This is a genomic window from Colwellia meonggei, from assembly GCF_057537295.1.
Genome location: NZ_BAAJLZ010000001.1, coordinates 191313 through 209481, shown reverse-complemented (window position 1 = coordinate 209481; position 18169 = coordinate 191313). Strand labels below are relative to the sequence as shown.

The following is an 18169-nucleotide window of genomic DNA, read 5'->3' as shown; positions in this document are numbered from 1 at the left end:
TGAGATATACTCAGCTTTTCGTGGTTAACGCAATCAATGACTCGCTAAAACTTATAACTTGCTTCAATACCAAGTTGTCGAGCATTTGCTTTTAATTCTGTCACAGCACCTAAAGCAGCAATCGAATTAAATCGTAGCTCACTATATTCAGTGTTAGTTAAATTTTTACCCCACAATGTCATGGTTAAGGCACTGTTAACTTCATAACTAATATGACCATTAAAAACAATAAAGTCGGTTTGTTCAGTATAAGCATTTTCTTCCTGATCGAAGTAGAAGTCAGACTGGTAATCAAAACTCAGCTGAGCCGTTAAATCACGCCCCATAACAACGGCTTCATGAATAATGGCACCACTGATATTCCACTTTGAAGAAAACGGTAAACGATTATCTTCAACCACCACACCATGTTGGTTAAACTCACCCATATTGGCTTCTGGTAAATAACCAATATTTAAACGTAATTCCCAATCAACATCGGGTGTTACCACAAGCTCAGATTCAAAACCATAAATAGTCGAGTCACCAGCATTTTTTAGTACATGATCAACCGCTACACCCTGCGTTTGATTAACAAATACTTGTTGATCTTTGTAGTCATAATAGAAAGCCGCTACATGTAAACGGGCATCTTGTTGCCAAAATTGAAAGTAACCACCAATTTCATAAGCATCAAGTTTTTCTGGCGAATATTCTGACTCTGCCGCTTGTGCGGGGCTGGTTGAGTAGCCAGCGTTATAACCACCACTTTTATAGCCACGAGAATAACTATAGTAAAGCGAAGAGTCTTCATTAAGCTTTTGGTTTAACGCTAATTTTCCAGAAACTTCATCATCTTCTACTGCACCTCTGATATCCCAAAAATCAGGAACAAAGCCAGCCACAGTATCAAGGTCAGCATTAGCATGATAATCAGTTTTTTCATCGGTATAGCGTATACCTGCTGTTACCGTGAATACATCATCAAGCTGATGCTCAACTTGTGAATAAATAGCAAAAGAGCGATTATTTAATTCATTATCATAAAAAAATTGTGCCGGCACCGCCGCTAAAGCTGGAACCGCGCGGAAATCGCGGAATAAATCAAAATCATTTTTTTGTTTAATATCTTCATCAACAAAAAATAGCCCTGTAGTCCAGAAACTTTCACCTAAATCTATTCCTAAGCTCAATTCCTGGCTAAACAAGGTATTATCTGTGCCCATCGAGCCTTCAACAAAATTGCCCGGCCCATCAGAGTCCCATGAATGGAAGCGTTCTAATGAGCGGTAACCGCTAATTGAGGTTAATAAAATATCGTCGTTATATTGCCATTCGACTTTAACGCTAGCACCCCAGCTATCGGTATCATGCTCTCGGTCAGCGGTATCGGCGTTTACTGCCCAGAAGTCATCACCACCAATTTGATTGCCAAAATTGTCAGCACATAAGCTTGAACCCGCTTGCGATGGCGTACACAAGCCACCACCGTCAGTACGGTTAACGCCTAAACTTGCAATTGGTTTAGGCTTACCAGACCAATCTTCCTTATGAAATTTGCTGGTAATGGTCAAATTATCAAACTCTGATAAGACAATTAAACGCAGATTGGTTTGCTTTAAGCCGCCGTCAGGCTGTCCCGGCATTTGGTTTTCTGTAGAAAAGTTATAATCTTGATGACTCATTGCAAAGCGCATTGCTGTGGTATCGGATACAGGAATATTCACCGCACCTTCTAGCGATAAAGTATCAAACTCAGCAACGCTGGCATTGATATAGCCACCGAACTCATGTTCAGGCATTTTAGAGCGTAATAAAATTGCACCACCGGTAGTATTGCGACCAAATAACGTTCCTTGCGGGCCACGTAATACTTCAATATGCTCTAAATCAAATAAATTTACCGATAGGTTATTGGCACTGCCACTAACAATATCATCAGAATAGACTGCAATAGGTGAAATTGTCGAGGTATTGTAATCGATCATACCTACACCACGAATATTAAAAGCTGGAGGTGTACCCTCGCCGGCATTATTAGTAATTTTTACATTAGGTACTAAAGACGATAATTGTGTGGTGTCTTTTAACTGCTGACGAGCAATCTCTTCACCGTCAAACACAGAAACGGCAACGCTAACATCGGTAATTTTTTGTTTACGTTTTTGCGCGTAAACTTCTATTACTTCAATAGCTTCTTCACTTGAATCAATATTTTCCTGCTGAACATTCTCAATGGCAGATACAGCATACGCAGAAAGCGGTAACAAGGTTAAACACGCAGCACTTATAGCTGCAGAAAGATGAGTCGTTCTGAACATTTATTTCCCTTCAAGAATTTTATTTTTATCCATTGTTACCATGGCGTAAATATTTTTATTATTGCTAGTCTATGCATGTGCACAGGTATCGCTATAGCTCCCTTAGAGAAAAATTCAAATCCTATTTGTCAGCGAAAAAGCTAAACTATGCTGCCATTATCTAAAGAAAATGTAGCAATAGCAACTATTGTTACATTCGACGTACGCTTCTGATCATAACGGCAAGGTTTAAAAATGGCTTAACTTTATTCTTAAGAGTCGCTAAATAGCAGCCGACATTCTTTAATACAGTCCTCAATACGTAAATAAGGGCTTAATATTTATGTAAAAATCAACTAGTATGCAAGATGGTTTCAACGAGTTTATTTGGCATATAAACAAAGCACTTCTGCGTTTAAATTTAGCAAGGTTAATGTAACAAAATGGTCAATCTCCACGGATATACAGTCGTTAAGGAACAACAGGAAATATCGAGCTCAACTCAGGTATTTATTGCTGAAAATGAACAAAAAGAAAGCTTCCTTATCAAAAGAATTGAAAAAGACGCTAATAATCAAAACATTAACCGTTTTAATAAGTTTTCCAAGCTGCAAAGCAAGTTACCCATTAGCCAACTTATTGCGCCAATTAATCAATTAGATGACCATCAATATTGTTACGCAATTTTTCCATTTTCAAAGCAAACTTATACGCTGTGCGATTTATCTCAGCAACCATTGACATTATTAGAAAAATTAAAGATATCCGTCAGCGTTTGTCAACTATTCTCACAATTGCATCAACTTGGCTTTATTGTAAATAACATTTCTCCTAGCAATATTTATGTAAATCAATCGCTTGATGCTCAAATATACGATTTAAATTTTGCTACTAAAATATCTGCTTTACATAAACGCGCATCAAATAACAGTGTTGATCGCCAATACTTAGCAACTCTTTCTCCTGAAGCTACTGGGAGGATGAATCACGCTGTTGAGGTTTATTCAGATTTTTACTCTATTGGAGCCAGTTTATTTCAATTATTTTCTGGTCGTTTGCCATTTCTATATCAAGACGATATGGAGCTGGTACACGCACATATTGCTAAAACACCGAAGCTTGCCAATGAATATAATGCTGATTTACCAAAACAAATTTCTTTAATACTGGCGCGTTTGTTAGCTAAAGATCCAAATCAGCGCTACCAAACAGCCACAGGTATAGCAGAAGACTTTACTCGCTGTTTACAAGCTTATGAAAAGCAATCAGATATCACTTTATTTCCACTTGGTGAAAAAGACTTTAGCAATAAATTAGTTTTCGCTTCGAACTTGTATGGCCGTGCAAGTGAAAAACAAACGTTACTTAATGCTTATAGTCAAGTTGTTGAACACCAAGGTACTTTGGTTAGTATTATTAGTGGTTATTCTGGAGTTGGAAAATCTCGATTAGTAAAAGAAATTCAACGACCCATTATAGAAAAGCATGGCTACTGTATCTCTGGAAAATATGAGCAGTATAAAAAGCCAAGTGCTTATTTTGCCTTTACCCAAGCCTGTACCGAACTTGTTGAACAATTATTAGGTGAAAGTGCCGGAAGTTTAAAAAACTGGCAACAAATATTTCTTGATGCACTACAGGGTAATGGCCAAGTTATTATTGATTTAGTGCCTGAACTCTCATTGATTATTGGCTCACAGCCACCGTTAACAGAATTACCACCTGCGGAAACTCGTCATCGCATTCATCATACCATTGAGCAGTTTTTAGTCGCCTTAGGGCAACAACATAAAATTACTGCATTATTTATTGACGATATGCAATGGGCTGATGTTGCTACCGTGCAATTGTTACATTATCTCATTGAGCAAAATAGCATTAGTAATTTATTACTCATTCTTGCCTATCGTGATAACGAAGTCAGTGATACTCACCCATTAAATCAGCTATTAACTGATACCAAGAATACCGCCGCTTTTCATAGTCATATAAATTTGTTACCGCTAGATACTGCCGCCGTAGGCCAATTTATTGCAACATCTTTAGCCTTAGCATTGGATGAAATCCAGCCACTAGTGGATATAGTTATAGAAAAAACAGCGGGTAACCCTTTCTTTATTAAAGAATTTATAAAGTCACTTATTGAACAAGGTATTTTGGCGAAAAATAAACAAAATCAATGGCAGTGGGATGAGAAGTTGTCACAGGCACTTTCTGCCACAGACAATGTTATTGAGCTAATGGCACTACGTTTAACCCACGTATCCAAAATTGGCCAAAGTATTTTGCACCACGCAGCTTGTATCGGTAGCTTAATTCCAATTCAATTACTCGCTCATGTTTTAGATATTACCAGTAAAGAAATTGAACGTGAATTACGACCTTTGATTGCCGATGGCCTATTAATCGCCTATTCAAACAATCAAAAAATAGATGCTTTACAGCAAATTAAATTTGCTCACGATAAAATTCAACAAGCAGCCTATTTATTAACTAACCCAACACCTAAATCGCTTATTCATTATAAAGTTGCCCAATACTACTTATCCGCGTCAGAGGTAAATGCTGAAGAAAATAAAACTGTTGAAGAACAAGTTTTTGCTTTTATCGAACACCTTAACTTGGCCGCGGCGCTTTATCTTGAACAAGATAAGCAAACATTATTGGCACAGTTTAATTTTCTTGCCGGCAATAAAGCATTAGAGGCTAATGATTACAGCAGTGCTTTATACTACTTCGAACAGGCGGAAAATTATTTAGATGCACGACACTGGCAATCGGAATATTCGCTATGTTTCCGTCTTGCTTTAGGCAAAGCTAAAGTATTGTATTTCACTCAAGACTACAACCAAGGTAATTTACATTTTCGAAGCACCAGTGCTTTACTAAACGAAGTCATTGATCAAGCAAGATTTGCCAATATCCAAGTACTGTCGTTAATTGCGCAAAATAAAATGCAACAAGCATTCGATTTAGGCATATCTATTATAAAAACGATTGGTATTTCTTTGCCTGAAGCAACGATCGCTGGTAATTACTTAGCCATTGAACAACATTATCAGAAGGAAGCCATTGCTGACTTAGCCAAGTTACCAGCAATGACCAATGAAAGTCAGCTGTTAGCATTAGATACGCTAAATGCCATTCAAACTCCGGCATACTTATTGAGCCCAATGGAGTATATGCGCATTGCTTATGCATCACTTGAACTTTGCTTAACCTCCGGCTTATCTCCGCTAGCGGCAAAAGTATTTGTAACTCATGGTTTATTGTTGTGTGGCGCATTTAGTCGATTTGAAGAAGGGTTAGAATTTGCCACGTTAGCGAGAGTGGTCAATCAGCAATACCCATCAGAGTCGATTCAAGTTGAAATTGAGTTTACTCGTAATGCTTCCATTATCCATTGGACATCATCATTAAAAGATACCGTAAAACCGCTGGCGCAAAATTTTTATCATGGTATTGAATGTGGCAGCATCGAGTACGCTTTCCATTCCGCGTTATTTCAAAGTATGTACGAGTTATTAAGTGGTGCTGACCTAACAAATTGCCAAACGACATTTACACAACATATGGCGGTAATGAAAAGCAAAAAACAGCATTATCAGCTTGTTATGATGCAGGTTTGGCAGCAACTTATCGAAAATCTACAGCAAGAAAATGGCAACAGCTCAGATTTACAAGGTGAACATTTTGACGAAGCAGCACAGCTAAAAATTCTTAACGATACTCAAAATGTAACGACTTTATTTACTTATCATCTTGCACGTATGATCCAAGCATATTTGATCAATGATAATAAGCAAGCAATTGTTCAAATGCAGTTAGCGCAGCAATACCATAGCTCAGTAGTTTCACTTTATCATTTTGGCGAGTTCCAATTTTACGCTAGCTTGATTATTGCACAGCAAAGCCATCAATTATGTCGTGAAAGTGAAAAAGGCATATTTGAAAACAATCTAAAACAATTAAAAGAAAACTTGGCTTTGCTTGAACAGTGGGCCGCCAGTGCGCCAGAAAACTATGCCTATAAAGTATTTTTAGTTCAGGCAGAGCTACAAGCAATATTGAATGAACCGACAGCCTGGCAAAATTATGACCAAGCCATTGCGCTAGCAAAGAAATATAAAGTCAATAACATACTGGCCATTGCTAATGAACTTGCTGGCACTTATTGGTTAAGTCTTGATAAAAAGGTCATGGCTAATGAATACTTGCAAGACGCATACAATAGCTTCCAAATTTGGGGGGCAAGCCATAAAGCAAACCAGTTAGCGCAATTATACCCGACATTGTTTCAACGTACACCGAGTGACACTGTTAACTCTCTTAATCATCAACATGACAATAACACTCAAGTTCTTGATTTAGCATCAGTATTAAAAGCTTCAGAAACTTTAAGTGGTGAGGTTGACTTAACGGCATTCTTACATCGCATGATGGTAATTATTATCGAAAATGCTGGTGCTCAAAGTGGTGCGTTATTATTACAAAGTGATGGTATTTTAAATGTCGAAATAGCCCTAGCAAGTGACGGTATAGCAAATAAAAATCAACACTTGCCCTACTCCATAATTAATTTAGTATCGCGAACATTAAGGGCGCAAGTATTAAGTAAAGTTAGTGCGCAAGAGCAGTTTTTATCAGATCCTTATTTTGAAAATCACCAGCCAAAGTCCATTATTTGTATTCCAAGTATCGTTAAAGGGAATCTACAGGGCATTGTTTACCTAGAGCACTACGATATTGAAGGTGCGTTCAGTGATGACAGGATTAATGTTTTGCAATTATTAGCGGATCAAACCGCTATTTCATTCGATAATGCAAAATTATATCAACAAGTTTTAAGCTACAGCCGTAACTTGGAAAATCAAATTCACGAACGCACTAAAGAGCTTGCCGCAGAAAAAATTAAAGCTGAACAAGCTAGCCAAGCAAAATCTAACTTCTTGGCCAATATGAGCCATGAAATACGAACACCAATGAATGCGGTTATTGGTCTAAGTCAATTAGCGTTGCGTACCAACTTGTCGAATACTCAACAAGATTATTTAGAAAAAATACAAGATTCTTCTAAGTCATTACTCGGTTTAATTAACGACATATTAGACTTTTCTAAAATTGAGGCGCAAAAACTCACCTTAGAAAATATACGCTTTTCTTTACACGAAATTTTACAACGTGTGGTAAACGTATGTACCTTCAAAGTGCATGAAAAAGGATTAGAATTTGTTATCGATGTTGCACCCGATGTACCTAAATTTCTATTAGGTGACCCTCTACGACTGCAACAAGTCATTATTAATTTAGCCAATAATGCGGTTAAGTTTACTCAAGCTGGCGCTATTCACATCAGTATTGCTATGCAAATACAAAATAGCCAAACCAGTACCTTGAAGTTTTCTGTACACGATACCGGCATAGGCATGACCAAAGAGCAACAGAATAGCTTATTCCAATCATTCACCCAGGCCGATGCTTCTGTTACTCGTAAATATGGAGGTACAGGGCTTGGATTAGCTATTTGTAAGCAGCTTACTGAATTAATGGGCGGTGAAATATCGGTAACTAGTGAGGTAAATGTTGGTTCAACATTTAGTTTTACTGCCATGTTTGAACATACCGAACAAGAAATGGAAATTACCCAAACGGTCAATCGCCAAATGCTCACAAGCTTAAAAGTATTGGTTGCTGATGATATTGAAATTGCCAGAAAAGTGCTTATTGAGGCACTCGCACATATTGAAATTGCTGCAGATGGTGTCGAAAATGGCGAACAAGCGGTAAATGCCGTATTATCCGCAGAACGTAGTGGTAGCCCTTATGACTTGGTCTTAATGGATTGGAAAATGCCAGAAATGGACGGTATTGAGGCAGCTAAGCAAATTCAAGCACAAGCAAATGGTCAATTACCTCACATATTAATGGTATCAGCCTACGATAAAGATGAAGCAAAAGAGCTAGCTAAGTTTTCTGGTATTGATGAGTTTTTAGAAAAACCTATAAACCAATCAGTACTCGTTGACGCCATTGTTGAATTATTAAGTAAAGAGAGCAAACGCATTACTGTGGAAAACACCTTACCAGCTATAGAACCGCCTAATTTAAGTGCCTACAAAGTGCTATTGGTTGAAGACAACATGATCAACCAGCAAGTAGCAAAAGAATTCTTAGCCGATACTAATATTAGCGTTGAGTGTGCCGAAAATGGCCTAGTCGCTTTAGAGAAAGTCGCCACTCAACATTTCGACCTGGTATTGATGGATATTCAAATGCCAGAAATGGATGGATTAACTGCTACAACAGAAATTCGTCAAACCCTAAAACTGACTGATTTACCTATTATTGCTATGACAGCTCACGCCATGGAAGGGGATATTGAAAAAAGTGTTATTGCTGGCATGAATCAGCACTTAACTAAGCCAATAGAGCCTGCTTTGCTCTACCAAACTTTAAACCAATATTTAGGCAAAGAAGGTAGCGATAACGCGACTAAAATCACATCTCAGCAACAAACAGATGAGTTAACATCAACCTTGACAAAACTACGCCAGCAAACCGGTTTATCTGTTGATGAGGCCATTAAAAAAATTCACGGTAAAGAAAAGTTATATTCCGAGTTAATTTATGACTTTTGGTCTAAATACCAGTCACTCGCACAAGAAATGACAAGCTTACATAACTCAGGACAAAAGGACGATCTTTACCGTGCCGCTCACTCGTTAAAATCTACAGCACAATATATTGGCGCATATGAACTAGCGGCATCAGCGAGTGCCTTAGAAAGCGAAATACACCATAACGGACAACATATAAAACTAAAACTAAATGAAGTCACTACACATTTAGATTTTATTTTAGCCCAGCTCAATCGTATTTATCAGCATGTTGAAACAACAAAAAGTGACCAGCGTTTTAATGCTGACGATGCGACAAAAATTATAAAAGAATTAAAGCCTTGCTTAGCATCAGCCAATATTCAAGCAGAAGATATTACTGCACAATTAATGAATATTGGTTATCAAACTCAGTACCATCAACAAATTCTTGATATTCAAAAACTGGTCAACGACTTTGACTTTGACGATGCTTTAACGGCATTATTGAGCTTAGAGCAAGCAATAGCAGACGCGAATTAATCATTCTCGCCATTGCGATAGAGGTAGTAAAATGCAATCGTTCACTAAGGAGTCACATCGCCGAGCAGGTGAGCAAAACTACACTATTTTGTGTATTGACGATGAAAGTGCCAACTTAAAAGTGTTGGCATCAATTTTTAAAGGTCATTATGATGTTGTAGTCGCTAAAACCGCTAAGCAAGGTTTCGAGCGAGCATTAAATGAAAAGCCAGACATAATTTTACTCGACGTCCTCATGCCTGAGGAAAGCGGCTTTGAGTTAATGGAAAAACTCAAACAGCACCCAACACTTGCCAGCATCCCAGTTATTTTTATTACCGGTTTACAAGACGCGGAAGATGAAGAAAAAGGCCTAATGATGGGGGCTTGTGATTATATTCATAAGCCTTTTAATTACGGTATTGTTCGTGCGCGCGTCAACACCCATTTAGAAATTGTTCGTCAACGTAATTTACTGCAAAAATTTGCCTTATTCGATAGTTTAACGGAATTACCTAATCGACGAAAATGGCAACAAGACAGCATTGATTATTGGTTATCATCTAAAAATGCCCAAAGCGCTATGGTGTATGGCATTATTGATGTCGATCACTTTAAAAAATACAATGATCACTACGGCCATCAACAAGGGGATGTAGTATTACGGCAAGTTGCCAACACTATCCGAAGAACCTTATTTGATTACGGTGGCGCTATTTTTCGCTGTGGCGGTGAAGAGTTTTATTTCTATTTTCCAGCTCAACAAAATAACGCTAAACAGGTTTTAACTTCGGCACTAAATAGTGTTGAACAATTAGCCATTCCTCATCACGCTATTAGTTTAGGTAGCTGTGTTTCTGTCAGTATTGGCGCGATTCAAGTTATTCCGAATGAAAAATTATCCGTTGAACAAATCATGCAACAAGCTGATGAGCGCCTCTATCTTGTAAAAAATAGCACGCGAAATGCAGTAAGCTTTCTTGATTTAAATATTGACGATCAACAAATATCTCTCGATATTTCTTAAAACTGGTAATAGCAATTACTCCCTACCTACGATTTTATGGTCGAATTTAACCGTGATTTTGGGTATAGTGCGCGCAATTAACTTTCAGTTTTATACCCCGCATAATGGCAACAGCGGCAGAGGATAAATTTTGACAACCAAAGGCAATCTATTCATTTTGTCGGCCCCGAGTGGCGCCGGTAAATCTAGCTTAATTACGGCTTTGCTTAAACAAGCAAGCACTCGACCTATGCAAGTATCAGTATCTCATACTACACGCGATGCTCGTCCAGGCGAGGTTAATGGTCAACATTATCACTTTGTAAGCAAAGCTCAGTTCGAACAAGCTATTGCCGATAAAACATTTTATGAGCATGCTGAAGTTTTTGGGAATTACTATGGCACCAGTGAAGTAGCCATTGATCAACAATTAGCTCAAGGTATTGATGTATTTTTAGATATCGACTGGCAAGGCGCTCAACAAGTAAGAATGAAAAAGCCAGATGTGACAACAATTTTCATTAGCCCTCCTTCGAAGCAAGAACTAGAAAATAGATTACGTAATCGCGGGCAAGATAGTGAAGAGGTTATTCAAGGACGTATGGCACAAGCACAAGCCGAATGTTCGCATTACCAAGAATTTGACTACATCATAATTAATGATGATTTCGAGCAAGCACTAACAGATTTAACCACCATAGTTAACAATCAGCGTTTAAAGCGTAGCCAACAAGCTCAACAACATCAAAACTTATTTGAAGATTTATTAGCGTAGAACGCTTGCTTACCTAGGTAAGGATCAAGTAAACTACGCCACTATTTTGTATTTAAATTTAATTGTTGGAGTGACCAAATGGCTCGCGTAACTGTTGAAGGTGCCGTAGAAAAAGTCGGTAACCGTTTTGACTTGGTGTTAATTGCATCTCGTCGTGCTCGTCAAATTGCTACGGGCGGTAAAGATCCTTTGGTTGAAGTTGAAAATGATAAACCAACAGTATTAGCTTTACGTGAAATTGAAGCTGGTCTTATTACTACTGAAGTAATGGACAATTCTGAACGTCATGAGCAAATACAGCAAGATTCTGCTGAATTAGCAGCTGTTGCAGCAATTGTTGGTGGTAACCAATAATTTTTACTAACGTTTAACGTTAGCAGCAACAAAAAACGCGTAAATTACTTTTCGGTAATTTACGCGTTTTTTATTATCTGTACGTTTTTTAACACATTAGCAACAAAAACCTATGCTAGCATGCTAAAACATTGGCATCGCGGCAAAATAGTCGTATTCTAACTTTACTGAACTAGACAGAATTACAATTATCATTAAGGAAGTATCGGGTGTACCTTTTTGAACCATTAAAAGAACATGTGTCGAGCTATCTGTCAAAAGTGCAGATTGACTTATTGAAGCAAGCTTACCTCGTTGCTCGTGAAGCACACGACGGCCAAATGCGCTCCAGTGGTGAGCCCTATATTACTCACCCTGTTGCTGTTGCGCTTAATCTCGCGAAGATGAACCTAGACCATGAAACCCTCATGGCAGCACTACTACATGATGTAATTGAAGATACGGCAACAACAAAAGATGAACTCGCAGAGCTTTTCGGACACACAGTTGCAGAGCTTGTTGAAGGGGTTAGTAAGCTCGACAAACTAAAATTCGACAACAAAGAAGAAATGCAAGCCGAAAACTTCCGTAAAATGGTATTAGCCATGGTGCAGGATATTCGTGTAATTCTGATAAAGTTGGCCGACCGTACGCACAATATGCGGACATTAGAATCATTACGCCCAGATAAACGTCGCCGTATTGCCCGAGAAACCTTAGATATTTACGCACCAATTGCGAATCGCTTAGGTATTCACGATGTTAAAAATGAATTAGAAGTACTTGGTTTTGAAGCCCTTTATCCGATGCGCTCACGGGCCTTAAAATCAGCAGTAAAACAAGCCCGTGGAAATCGCAAAGAAATTATCAACAACATTCAAAATGAAGTATGCAGTCGCTTAGCAGAAAGCGGTATTAAGGCTCAAGTTATTGGCCGAGAAAAACATCTTTATTCCATCTATCGTAAAATGCAAAACAAAGAATTGATGTTTAACGAAGTTATGGACATTTACGCTTTTAGAATTATCGTTGGCGATAAAATTGATGATTGCTACCGTGCTTTAGGTGCTGCTCATAATTTATATAAGCCTATTGAAACTCGTTTTAAAGATTATATCGCCATTCCTAAAACCAATGGCTATCAGTCTTTGCATACATCTCTTATCGGTCCGCATGGTATTCCTGTTGAAATTCAAATCCGTACCCACGATATGGATCAAATGGCAGATAAAGGGGTCGCAGCTCACTGGCTTTACAAACAAGAAGGCGATGACACTGGTACCACGGCGCAAATGAAAGCACGTCGCTGGATGCAAAGTTTATTAGAGTTACAGCAAAGTGCAGGTAGCTCATTTGAATTTATCGAAAACGTAAAGTCGGATTTATTCCCAGAAGAAATCTACGTATTCACACCAGACGGGCGCATTATAGAGCTGCCGATGGGAGCAACTGCTGTCGATTTTGCCTACGCAGTACATACTGATGTTGGTAACTCCTGTGTCGGTGTGAAGGTTGACCGAAAACCTTACCCATTAAGCCACCCTTTAGATTCAGGCCAAACCATTGAGGTCGTTACCTCCACGGCAGCAAGACCTAACGCCACTTGGCTAAACTTCGTCGTAACATCGAAAGCGCGACTGCAAATCCGCACTTATTTACGCTCTCAAGAGCAGACTGAATCATTAGCATTAGGTCGGCGTTTACTTAGCCACGCCTTAGGTGCAACGAAACTTGAAGACATTGCTGAAGAAAAGCTCGCACAAGTTGTTGGCGATTCAGGTAATGACAGTGTTGAAGACTTATTGATTAACATTGGCTTAGGTAACGCCTTAAGTATTGGTATTGCCAAGCGTTTAAAAGATGAATTTTCCGAAGAGTCTGATCTACAACCAACGCAATCAAAAACTAAAATGCCAATTAAAGGTACTGAGGGCATGATGGTTAGCTATGGTAAATGTTGCCGTCCAATTCCTGGCGACATTATTGTTGCCTATCTAAGTCCAGGTAAAGGCTTAATGGTGCATCAGCAAGGCTGTCGAAACCATAAAGGCCATGAACAAGGTAGCTTATTCCCAGTAAAATGGGATACCGATATTGATCGCGACTTTATTGCCAAACTTCGTATTGAAATCATTAATCACAAAGGCGCATTAGCTGCCCTAACTAACGTTATCGCGCGCGGCGGTTCAAATGTTCACACATTGAATTCAGGTGAAAAAGATTCGGGTTTATACCTTATTGATATGGAAATAACCTGTCGAGATCGCATTCACCTTGCTGATATTATTAGAAAAATTAAAGTTATGGTCGACGTACAACGCGTTGTTCGTAACAAATAAACTAGCTTAGGAAAATAGTCATGAAAACTATCATCAATACAGATAACGCACCAAGTGCAATTGGTACCTACAGTCAAGCCGTAAAAGTTAACAATACAGTGTATCTATCGGGGCAAATTCCGTTAGTACCAGCAACGATGGAAATCGTTTCTGAAGACTTTGCCGAGCAAACCCAGCAGGTATTTAAGAACTTAGTTGCTGTATGTGAAGCGGCAGGCGGCAATATTAACGATATGGTTAAGGTCAACATTTTCCTGCAAGACTTAGCTAACTTCGCCACTGTTAATGAAATTATGAGCCAATACTTCGAGCAGCCTTACCCAGCGCGTGCGGCCGTGCAAGTAGCGCGTTTGCCAAAAGACGTAGCCATTGAAATTGATGGTGTTATGGAATTACCGAACTTCAGTTAAGCGCTCATTAGTTAAATAGGCAGGTTATTTGATTAAATACCTGCCACCGATTCAATCAACCTTAGAAAAAGTATATGACCCCAGATAGACTACAACGAATTAATAGCATGTTAGATCAACGCCAACCCGATTTAACTGTATGTATGGAAGGCGTACATAAAAACCATAATTTAGCCGCTGTAGTTCGTACTGCCGATGCCATTGGGGTTAGTGATGTGCACGCCGTATGGAAAAACGAAACAATGCGGGTATCTGGTGGCAGTGCAGCTGGTAGTCAAAATTGGATTGATGTTCATAATTACAACGCTACCGAAGATGCAATTGCAGAGTTAAAAAAGCAAGGTATGCAGGTGCTAGTTACTAACTTATCTGACACAGCAGTTGATTTTCGAGAAATTGACTACACCAAGCCAACGGCAATTATCCTTGGCCAAGAAAAATTTGGTGCATCAGAAAAAGCATTAGAACTTGCTGATCAAGATATCATTATTCCTATGGTCGGAATGGTACAATCATTGAATGTATCAGTTGCATGTTCTGTTGTTCTTTATGAAGCACAGCGCCAACGTCAGGCCGCCGGTTTATATAATAAACCTAGTATTAGCCATGAACGCCGTCAGCGTATTTTATTTGAAGGTGGTCACCCAATATTTGCTAAAGCATGTCAGCGTAAAGGCTTACCTTATCCAGCTATTGATGAAGATGGACAAATAGTTGCTTCTGAACAATGGTGGCAGCAAATGCAAATGACACAAGATGCATGGCAAAACATTGATGACGAATAAGCTATATTTATAGAGAAATCACATTGTGCCACGACAAATCGAAGCGCTGAATAACTTAGCCAAAATCCCTGTAACAACGTTAAAGGGTGTTGGTCCCGGCATGGCCAGTAAACTGGAAAAAATAGGTCTAGTGAGCCTACAAGATTTACTTTTTCATTTACCGTTGCGGTATGAAGATCGCACCAGAATTACTACGGTACGCGATCTTATACCTGGTATCTACACTAATATTATTGGTGAAATCACCCAAAACCAAATCATTCAAGGCAAACGCAGAATGATGCTAGTAACCATTAATGACGGTACTGGTAGTGTTAATTTACGCTTTTTCCATTTTTCTGCTAGCCAAAAGAACAGTTTAGCCATTGGCTTGAGTATCCGTTGTTATGGTGAAATTAATCGGGGTATGCGTGGTTTTGAAATTGTTCACCCAGAGTATAAGCCACTCGATCAAGACCAAGCTTTAACACCTGTCGAAGAAACATTAACACCAGTGTATCCAACCACCGACGGCTTACGACAAATTTCATTGCGAAACTTAACAGAACAAACCTTAAAGCGCTTGCAACGTGGTCAAGTTGAAGAACTTTTACCTGCCGATGTGTGCCACGAACAATATGATTTAGCAGATGCGTTAGCACTTATTCATCGTCCCCCGCCAGACACCTCAGTAACCTTAATGGAAGAAGGGAAACATCCTGCACAACTACGATTAATTAAAGAGGAATTGCTGGCTCATAACTTAAGTATGTTAAAATTACGGGCTTCTAGCGACCAACATCCAGCGGTACCACTGTCGTTAGATAAAGCCTTAAATGAAAAATTTCTTGCCTCATTGCCATTTTCACCTACAGGGGCACAAGCAAGAGTAACCAAAGAAATCCAGCAAGGCCTACAAAAGCCATTACCTATGATGCGTTTAGTACAAGGTGATGTCGGTTCAGGTAAAACCTTAGTTGCGGCTTTAGCAGCATTAATAGCCATTGGTCAGGGATTTCAAGTAGCACTAATGGCACCCACTGAAATTTTAGCAGAACAACATGCAATAAACTTTCAGAAATGGTTTGAGCCACTATCAATTTCAGTCGGTTGGCTAGCGGGAAAAACCAAAGCTAAAGCCCGAAGAACTGCCCTAGAGCATATTGCAAATGGCGATATGCAAATGGTTATTGGTACCCATGCACTATTTCAAGAGCAAGTAGAATTCAATAAACTTGCTTTGATCATTATTGACGAACAACATAGATTTGGCGTCCATCAACGATTGTCACTACGTGAAAAAGGGGCTTGGCAGGGCAATTATCCACACCAGTTAATTATGACCGCAACCCCAATACCTCGCACATTAGCCATGACAGCCTATGCTGACCTTGATACCTCAGTTATTGATGAACTACCACCGGGACGCACTCCCATTCAAACCATTGCCTTACCAGATAGCAGGCGAGATGACGTTATTGAGCGTATTCGCCAAGGATGTATCAACGATAACCGCCAAGCATATTGGGTATGTACGCTTATTGAAGAATCAGAAGTTTTGCAATGCCAAGCAGCTGAAGATACTGCCGTCTATTTACAAGAGCAATTAAATGAGTTAAAAATTGGCTTAGTGCATGGCCGAATGAAAGCTGACGAAAAGCAAGCGGTAATGGAGCAATTTAAACAAGCAGAGCTTGATTTACTGGTTGCTACTACCGTTATTGAAGTGGGTGTTGACGTACCAAACTCCAGTTTAATGGTCATTGAAAATCCAGAACGCCTTGGTCTTGCACAGTTACATCAATTACGTGGTCGTGTTGGTCGAGGCTCCATCGCCTCCCACTGTGTGTTGATGTACAAGGCACCATTATCGAAAACAGCAACCAAGCGTTTAAATGTGCTAAGGGAAAGTAATGACGGTTTTGTCATTGCACAAAAAGATTTGGAAATTCGAGGGCCTGGCGAACTACTTGGCACTAAGCAAACAGGACTTGCTGATTTAAAAATTGCTGATTTACAGCGAGATGCCCATTTAATTCCTGAAATTCAACAAAGCGCCTATTTGATTTGGAAAAAACATCCAAAACAAGCCATGGCTCTGATTGACCGTTGGCTTGGCAATCGTGAACATTATTCAAACGCATAATGTAGACACTGCACAATTGATTACAAAACAATAACAAACCTGCGAATTACCTGTAACCAATATCGACTATAATTTGTCCGAGATAGTTTTCATCAGGTTAAAATAAATACTATATGTTTCGTTCAACTTCATTCATTATACTTTTATCATTAATTGCTTTGTGCTCAACATCAACATTGGCAAGAAATGAAAACCTAATGGTTGTGACTGAGCACATGCCACCATTTCAAATAATTGACAGTAATCCAAAACATCCTGTTGAAGGTTATAGTATTGAGGTGTTGAAAGCTACCTTAAAACAAGCCCATATTGACTATTCTATTATGCCAACCAATTGGGATCGTGCATACCGCATCGGACGAACTAAACCAAACACTCTCATTCTTTCAATGGTGAAAAAAGCTGAGCGAGAAAAAAAGTTCCATTGGTTAATAAAACTAAGTGATAGCACGGCAAGTCTATGGAGTTATGAAGGTAACAATAATGTACTCAACTCAATTAATGATATAACCGATGAAGTTATTGCCGTTAATCGCCATGACCATCATCAGCTTATGCTTCGAAACTACGCAAATTTAACAGAAAAAAATTTCCTGTTTACTGACTCTAAAGAACAATCAATTGCCTTGGTTGCCAAACAAAGAGCGGACTACTTTCTCGCCAATGAGTTAATTTTAAATTGGCGCTTAAAATCAATGGCTGTTAGTCAGTATGATTTAACGAAAACGCTTGATTTTCCGCAGCAAAAACATGAGCTTTATATCGCAGCCAGTCATGATACTTCACTTCGAATTCGCCGAAAGATACAACGCGCATACGATGAGTTACGCGCCAATGGCAGCATAACAACAATAGCAGATAAATGGTTTAAACCTTAAACAACAAGACCTAATAATAATTTTTACAACATCTGCTCAAATCTATTAATTATCACCTTGATCTCTATGGTTAATTAATCAAAGAAAATGCGGTAAACTAACGACAATTTTAGTTAATAGT

Annotated in this window: 10 protein-coding genes; 9 read left to right on the top strand and 1 reads right to left on the bottom strand. The window is 38.9% G+C overall.

All coding sequences use genetic code 11. The features are described 5' to 3' along the window. Window positions 1–44: 44 nt before the first annotated feature. Window positions 45–2300: a TonB-dependent receptor gene (locus tag AC27E9_RS00965; RefSeq protein WP_487126400.1), complete on the bottom strand. Its 2256-nt coding sequence runs from the start codon at window positions 2298–2300 to the stop codon at window positions 45–47. 422 nt (window positions 2301–2722) lie between these two features. Here AC27E9_RS00965 and AC27E9_RS00960 point away from each other — a divergent pair, with 422 nt between their 5' ends. The 9 genes from AC27E9_RS00960 to AC27E9_RS00920 all read left to right on the top strand — a co-directional run bounded on the left by AC27E9_RS00960 (window position 2723) and on the right by AC27E9_RS00920 (window position 18048). Then, on the top strand, window positions 2723–9418 hold the full coding sequence (locus tag AC27E9_RS00960) for a response regulator (RefSeq protein ID WP_487126398.1): 6696 nt from the start codon (window positions 2723–2725) through the stop codon (window positions 9416–9418). Window positions 9419–9449: 31 nt separating this feature from the next. Beyond that, a complete protein-coding gene (locus AC27E9_RS00955) occupies window positions 9450–10424 on the top strand; it encodes a GGDEF domain-containing response regulator (protein WP_487126396.1) in 975 nt (324 codons plus the stop codon). Between the two features lie 130 nt (window positions 10425–10554). Beyond that, window positions 10555–11178, top strand: a complete 624-nt coding sequence (gene gmk / locus AC27E9_RS00950; protein WP_487126394.1) for a guanylate kinase — start codon at window positions 10555–10557, stop codon at window positions 11176–11178. Between the two features lie 78 nt (window positions 11179–11256). Continuing rightward, the gene (gene rpoZ, locus AC27E9_RS00945; protein ID WP_487113005.1) at window positions 11257–11532 is read left to right on the top strand and encodes a DNA-directed RNA polymerase subunit omega; all 276 of its coding nucleotides are present in this window, start codon (window positions 11257–11259) and stop codon (window positions 11530–11532) included. Window positions 11533–11741: 209 nt separating this feature from the next. After that, window positions 11742–13850, top strand: coding sequence for a bifunctional GTP diphosphokinase/guanosine-3',5'-bis pyrophosphate 3'-pyrophosphohydrolase (spoT, locus tag AC27E9_RS00940; RefSeq protein WP_487126392.1), 2109 nt, complete (start codon window positions 11742–11744; stop codon window positions 13848–13850). A 20-nt stretch (window positions 13851–13870) separates the two neighbouring features. Then, window positions 13871–14260: a RidA family protein gene (locus tag AC27E9_RS00935; RefSeq protein WP_487126390.1), complete on the top strand. Its 390-nt coding sequence runs from the start codon at window positions 13871–13873 to the stop codon at window positions 14258–14260. Window positions 14261–14334: 74 nt separating this feature from the next. Then, a complete protein-coding gene (gene trmH / locus AC27E9_RS00930; RefSeq protein ID WP_487126388.1) occupies window positions 14335–15045 on the top strand; it encodes a tRNA (guanosine(18)-2'-O)-methyltransferase TrmH in 711 nt (236 codons plus the stop codon). Window positions 15046–15091: 46 nt separating this feature from the next. Continuing rightward, on the top strand, window positions 15092–17170 hold the full coding sequence (gene recG / locus AC27E9_RS00925) for an ATP-dependent DNA helicase RecG (protein WP_487128247.1): 2079 nt from the start codon (window positions 15092–15094) through the stop codon (window positions 17168–17170). Between the two features lie 113 nt (window positions 17171–17283). Beyond that, window positions 17284–18048, top strand: a complete 765-nt coding sequence (locus tag AC27E9_RS00920) for a substrate-binding periplasmic protein (protein ID WP_487126386.1) — start codon at window positions 17284–17286, stop codon at window positions 18046–18048. The last annotated feature ends 121 nt before the right edge of the window (window positions 18049–18169 follow it).

What these genes read in the sequence shown, in the direction of transcription:
- AC27E9_RS00965 (WP_487126400.1), bottom strand. Translation starts at nt 2,300, where the DNA reads ATGTTCAGAACGACTCATCTTTCTGCAGCTATAAGTGCTGCGTGTTTA.
- AC27E9_RS00960 (WP_487126398.1), top strand. Translation starts at nt 2,723, where the DNA reads ATGGTCAATCTCCACGGATATACAGTCGTTAAGGAACAACAGGAAATA.
- AC27E9_RS00955 (WP_487126396.1), top strand. Translation starts at nt 9,450, where the DNA reads ATGCAATCGTTCACTAAGGAGTCACATCGCCGAGCAGGTGAGCAAAAC.
- rpoZ (WP_487113005.1), top strand. Translation starts at nt 11,257, where the DNA reads ATGGCTCGCGTAACTGTTGAAGGTGCCGTAGAAAAAGTCGGTAACCGT.
- AC27E9_RS00935 (WP_487126390.1), top strand. Translation starts at nt 13,871, where the DNA reads ATGAAAACTATCATCAATACAGATAACGCACCAAGTGCAATTGGTACC.
- trmH (WP_487126388.1), top strand. Translation starts at nt 14,335, where the DNA reads ATGACCCCAGATAGACTACAACGAATTAATAGCATGTTAGATCAACGC.
- AC27E9_RS00920 (WP_487126386.1), top strand. Translation starts at nt 17,284, where the DNA reads ATGTTTCGTTCAACTTCATTCATTATACTTTTATCATTAATTGCTTTG.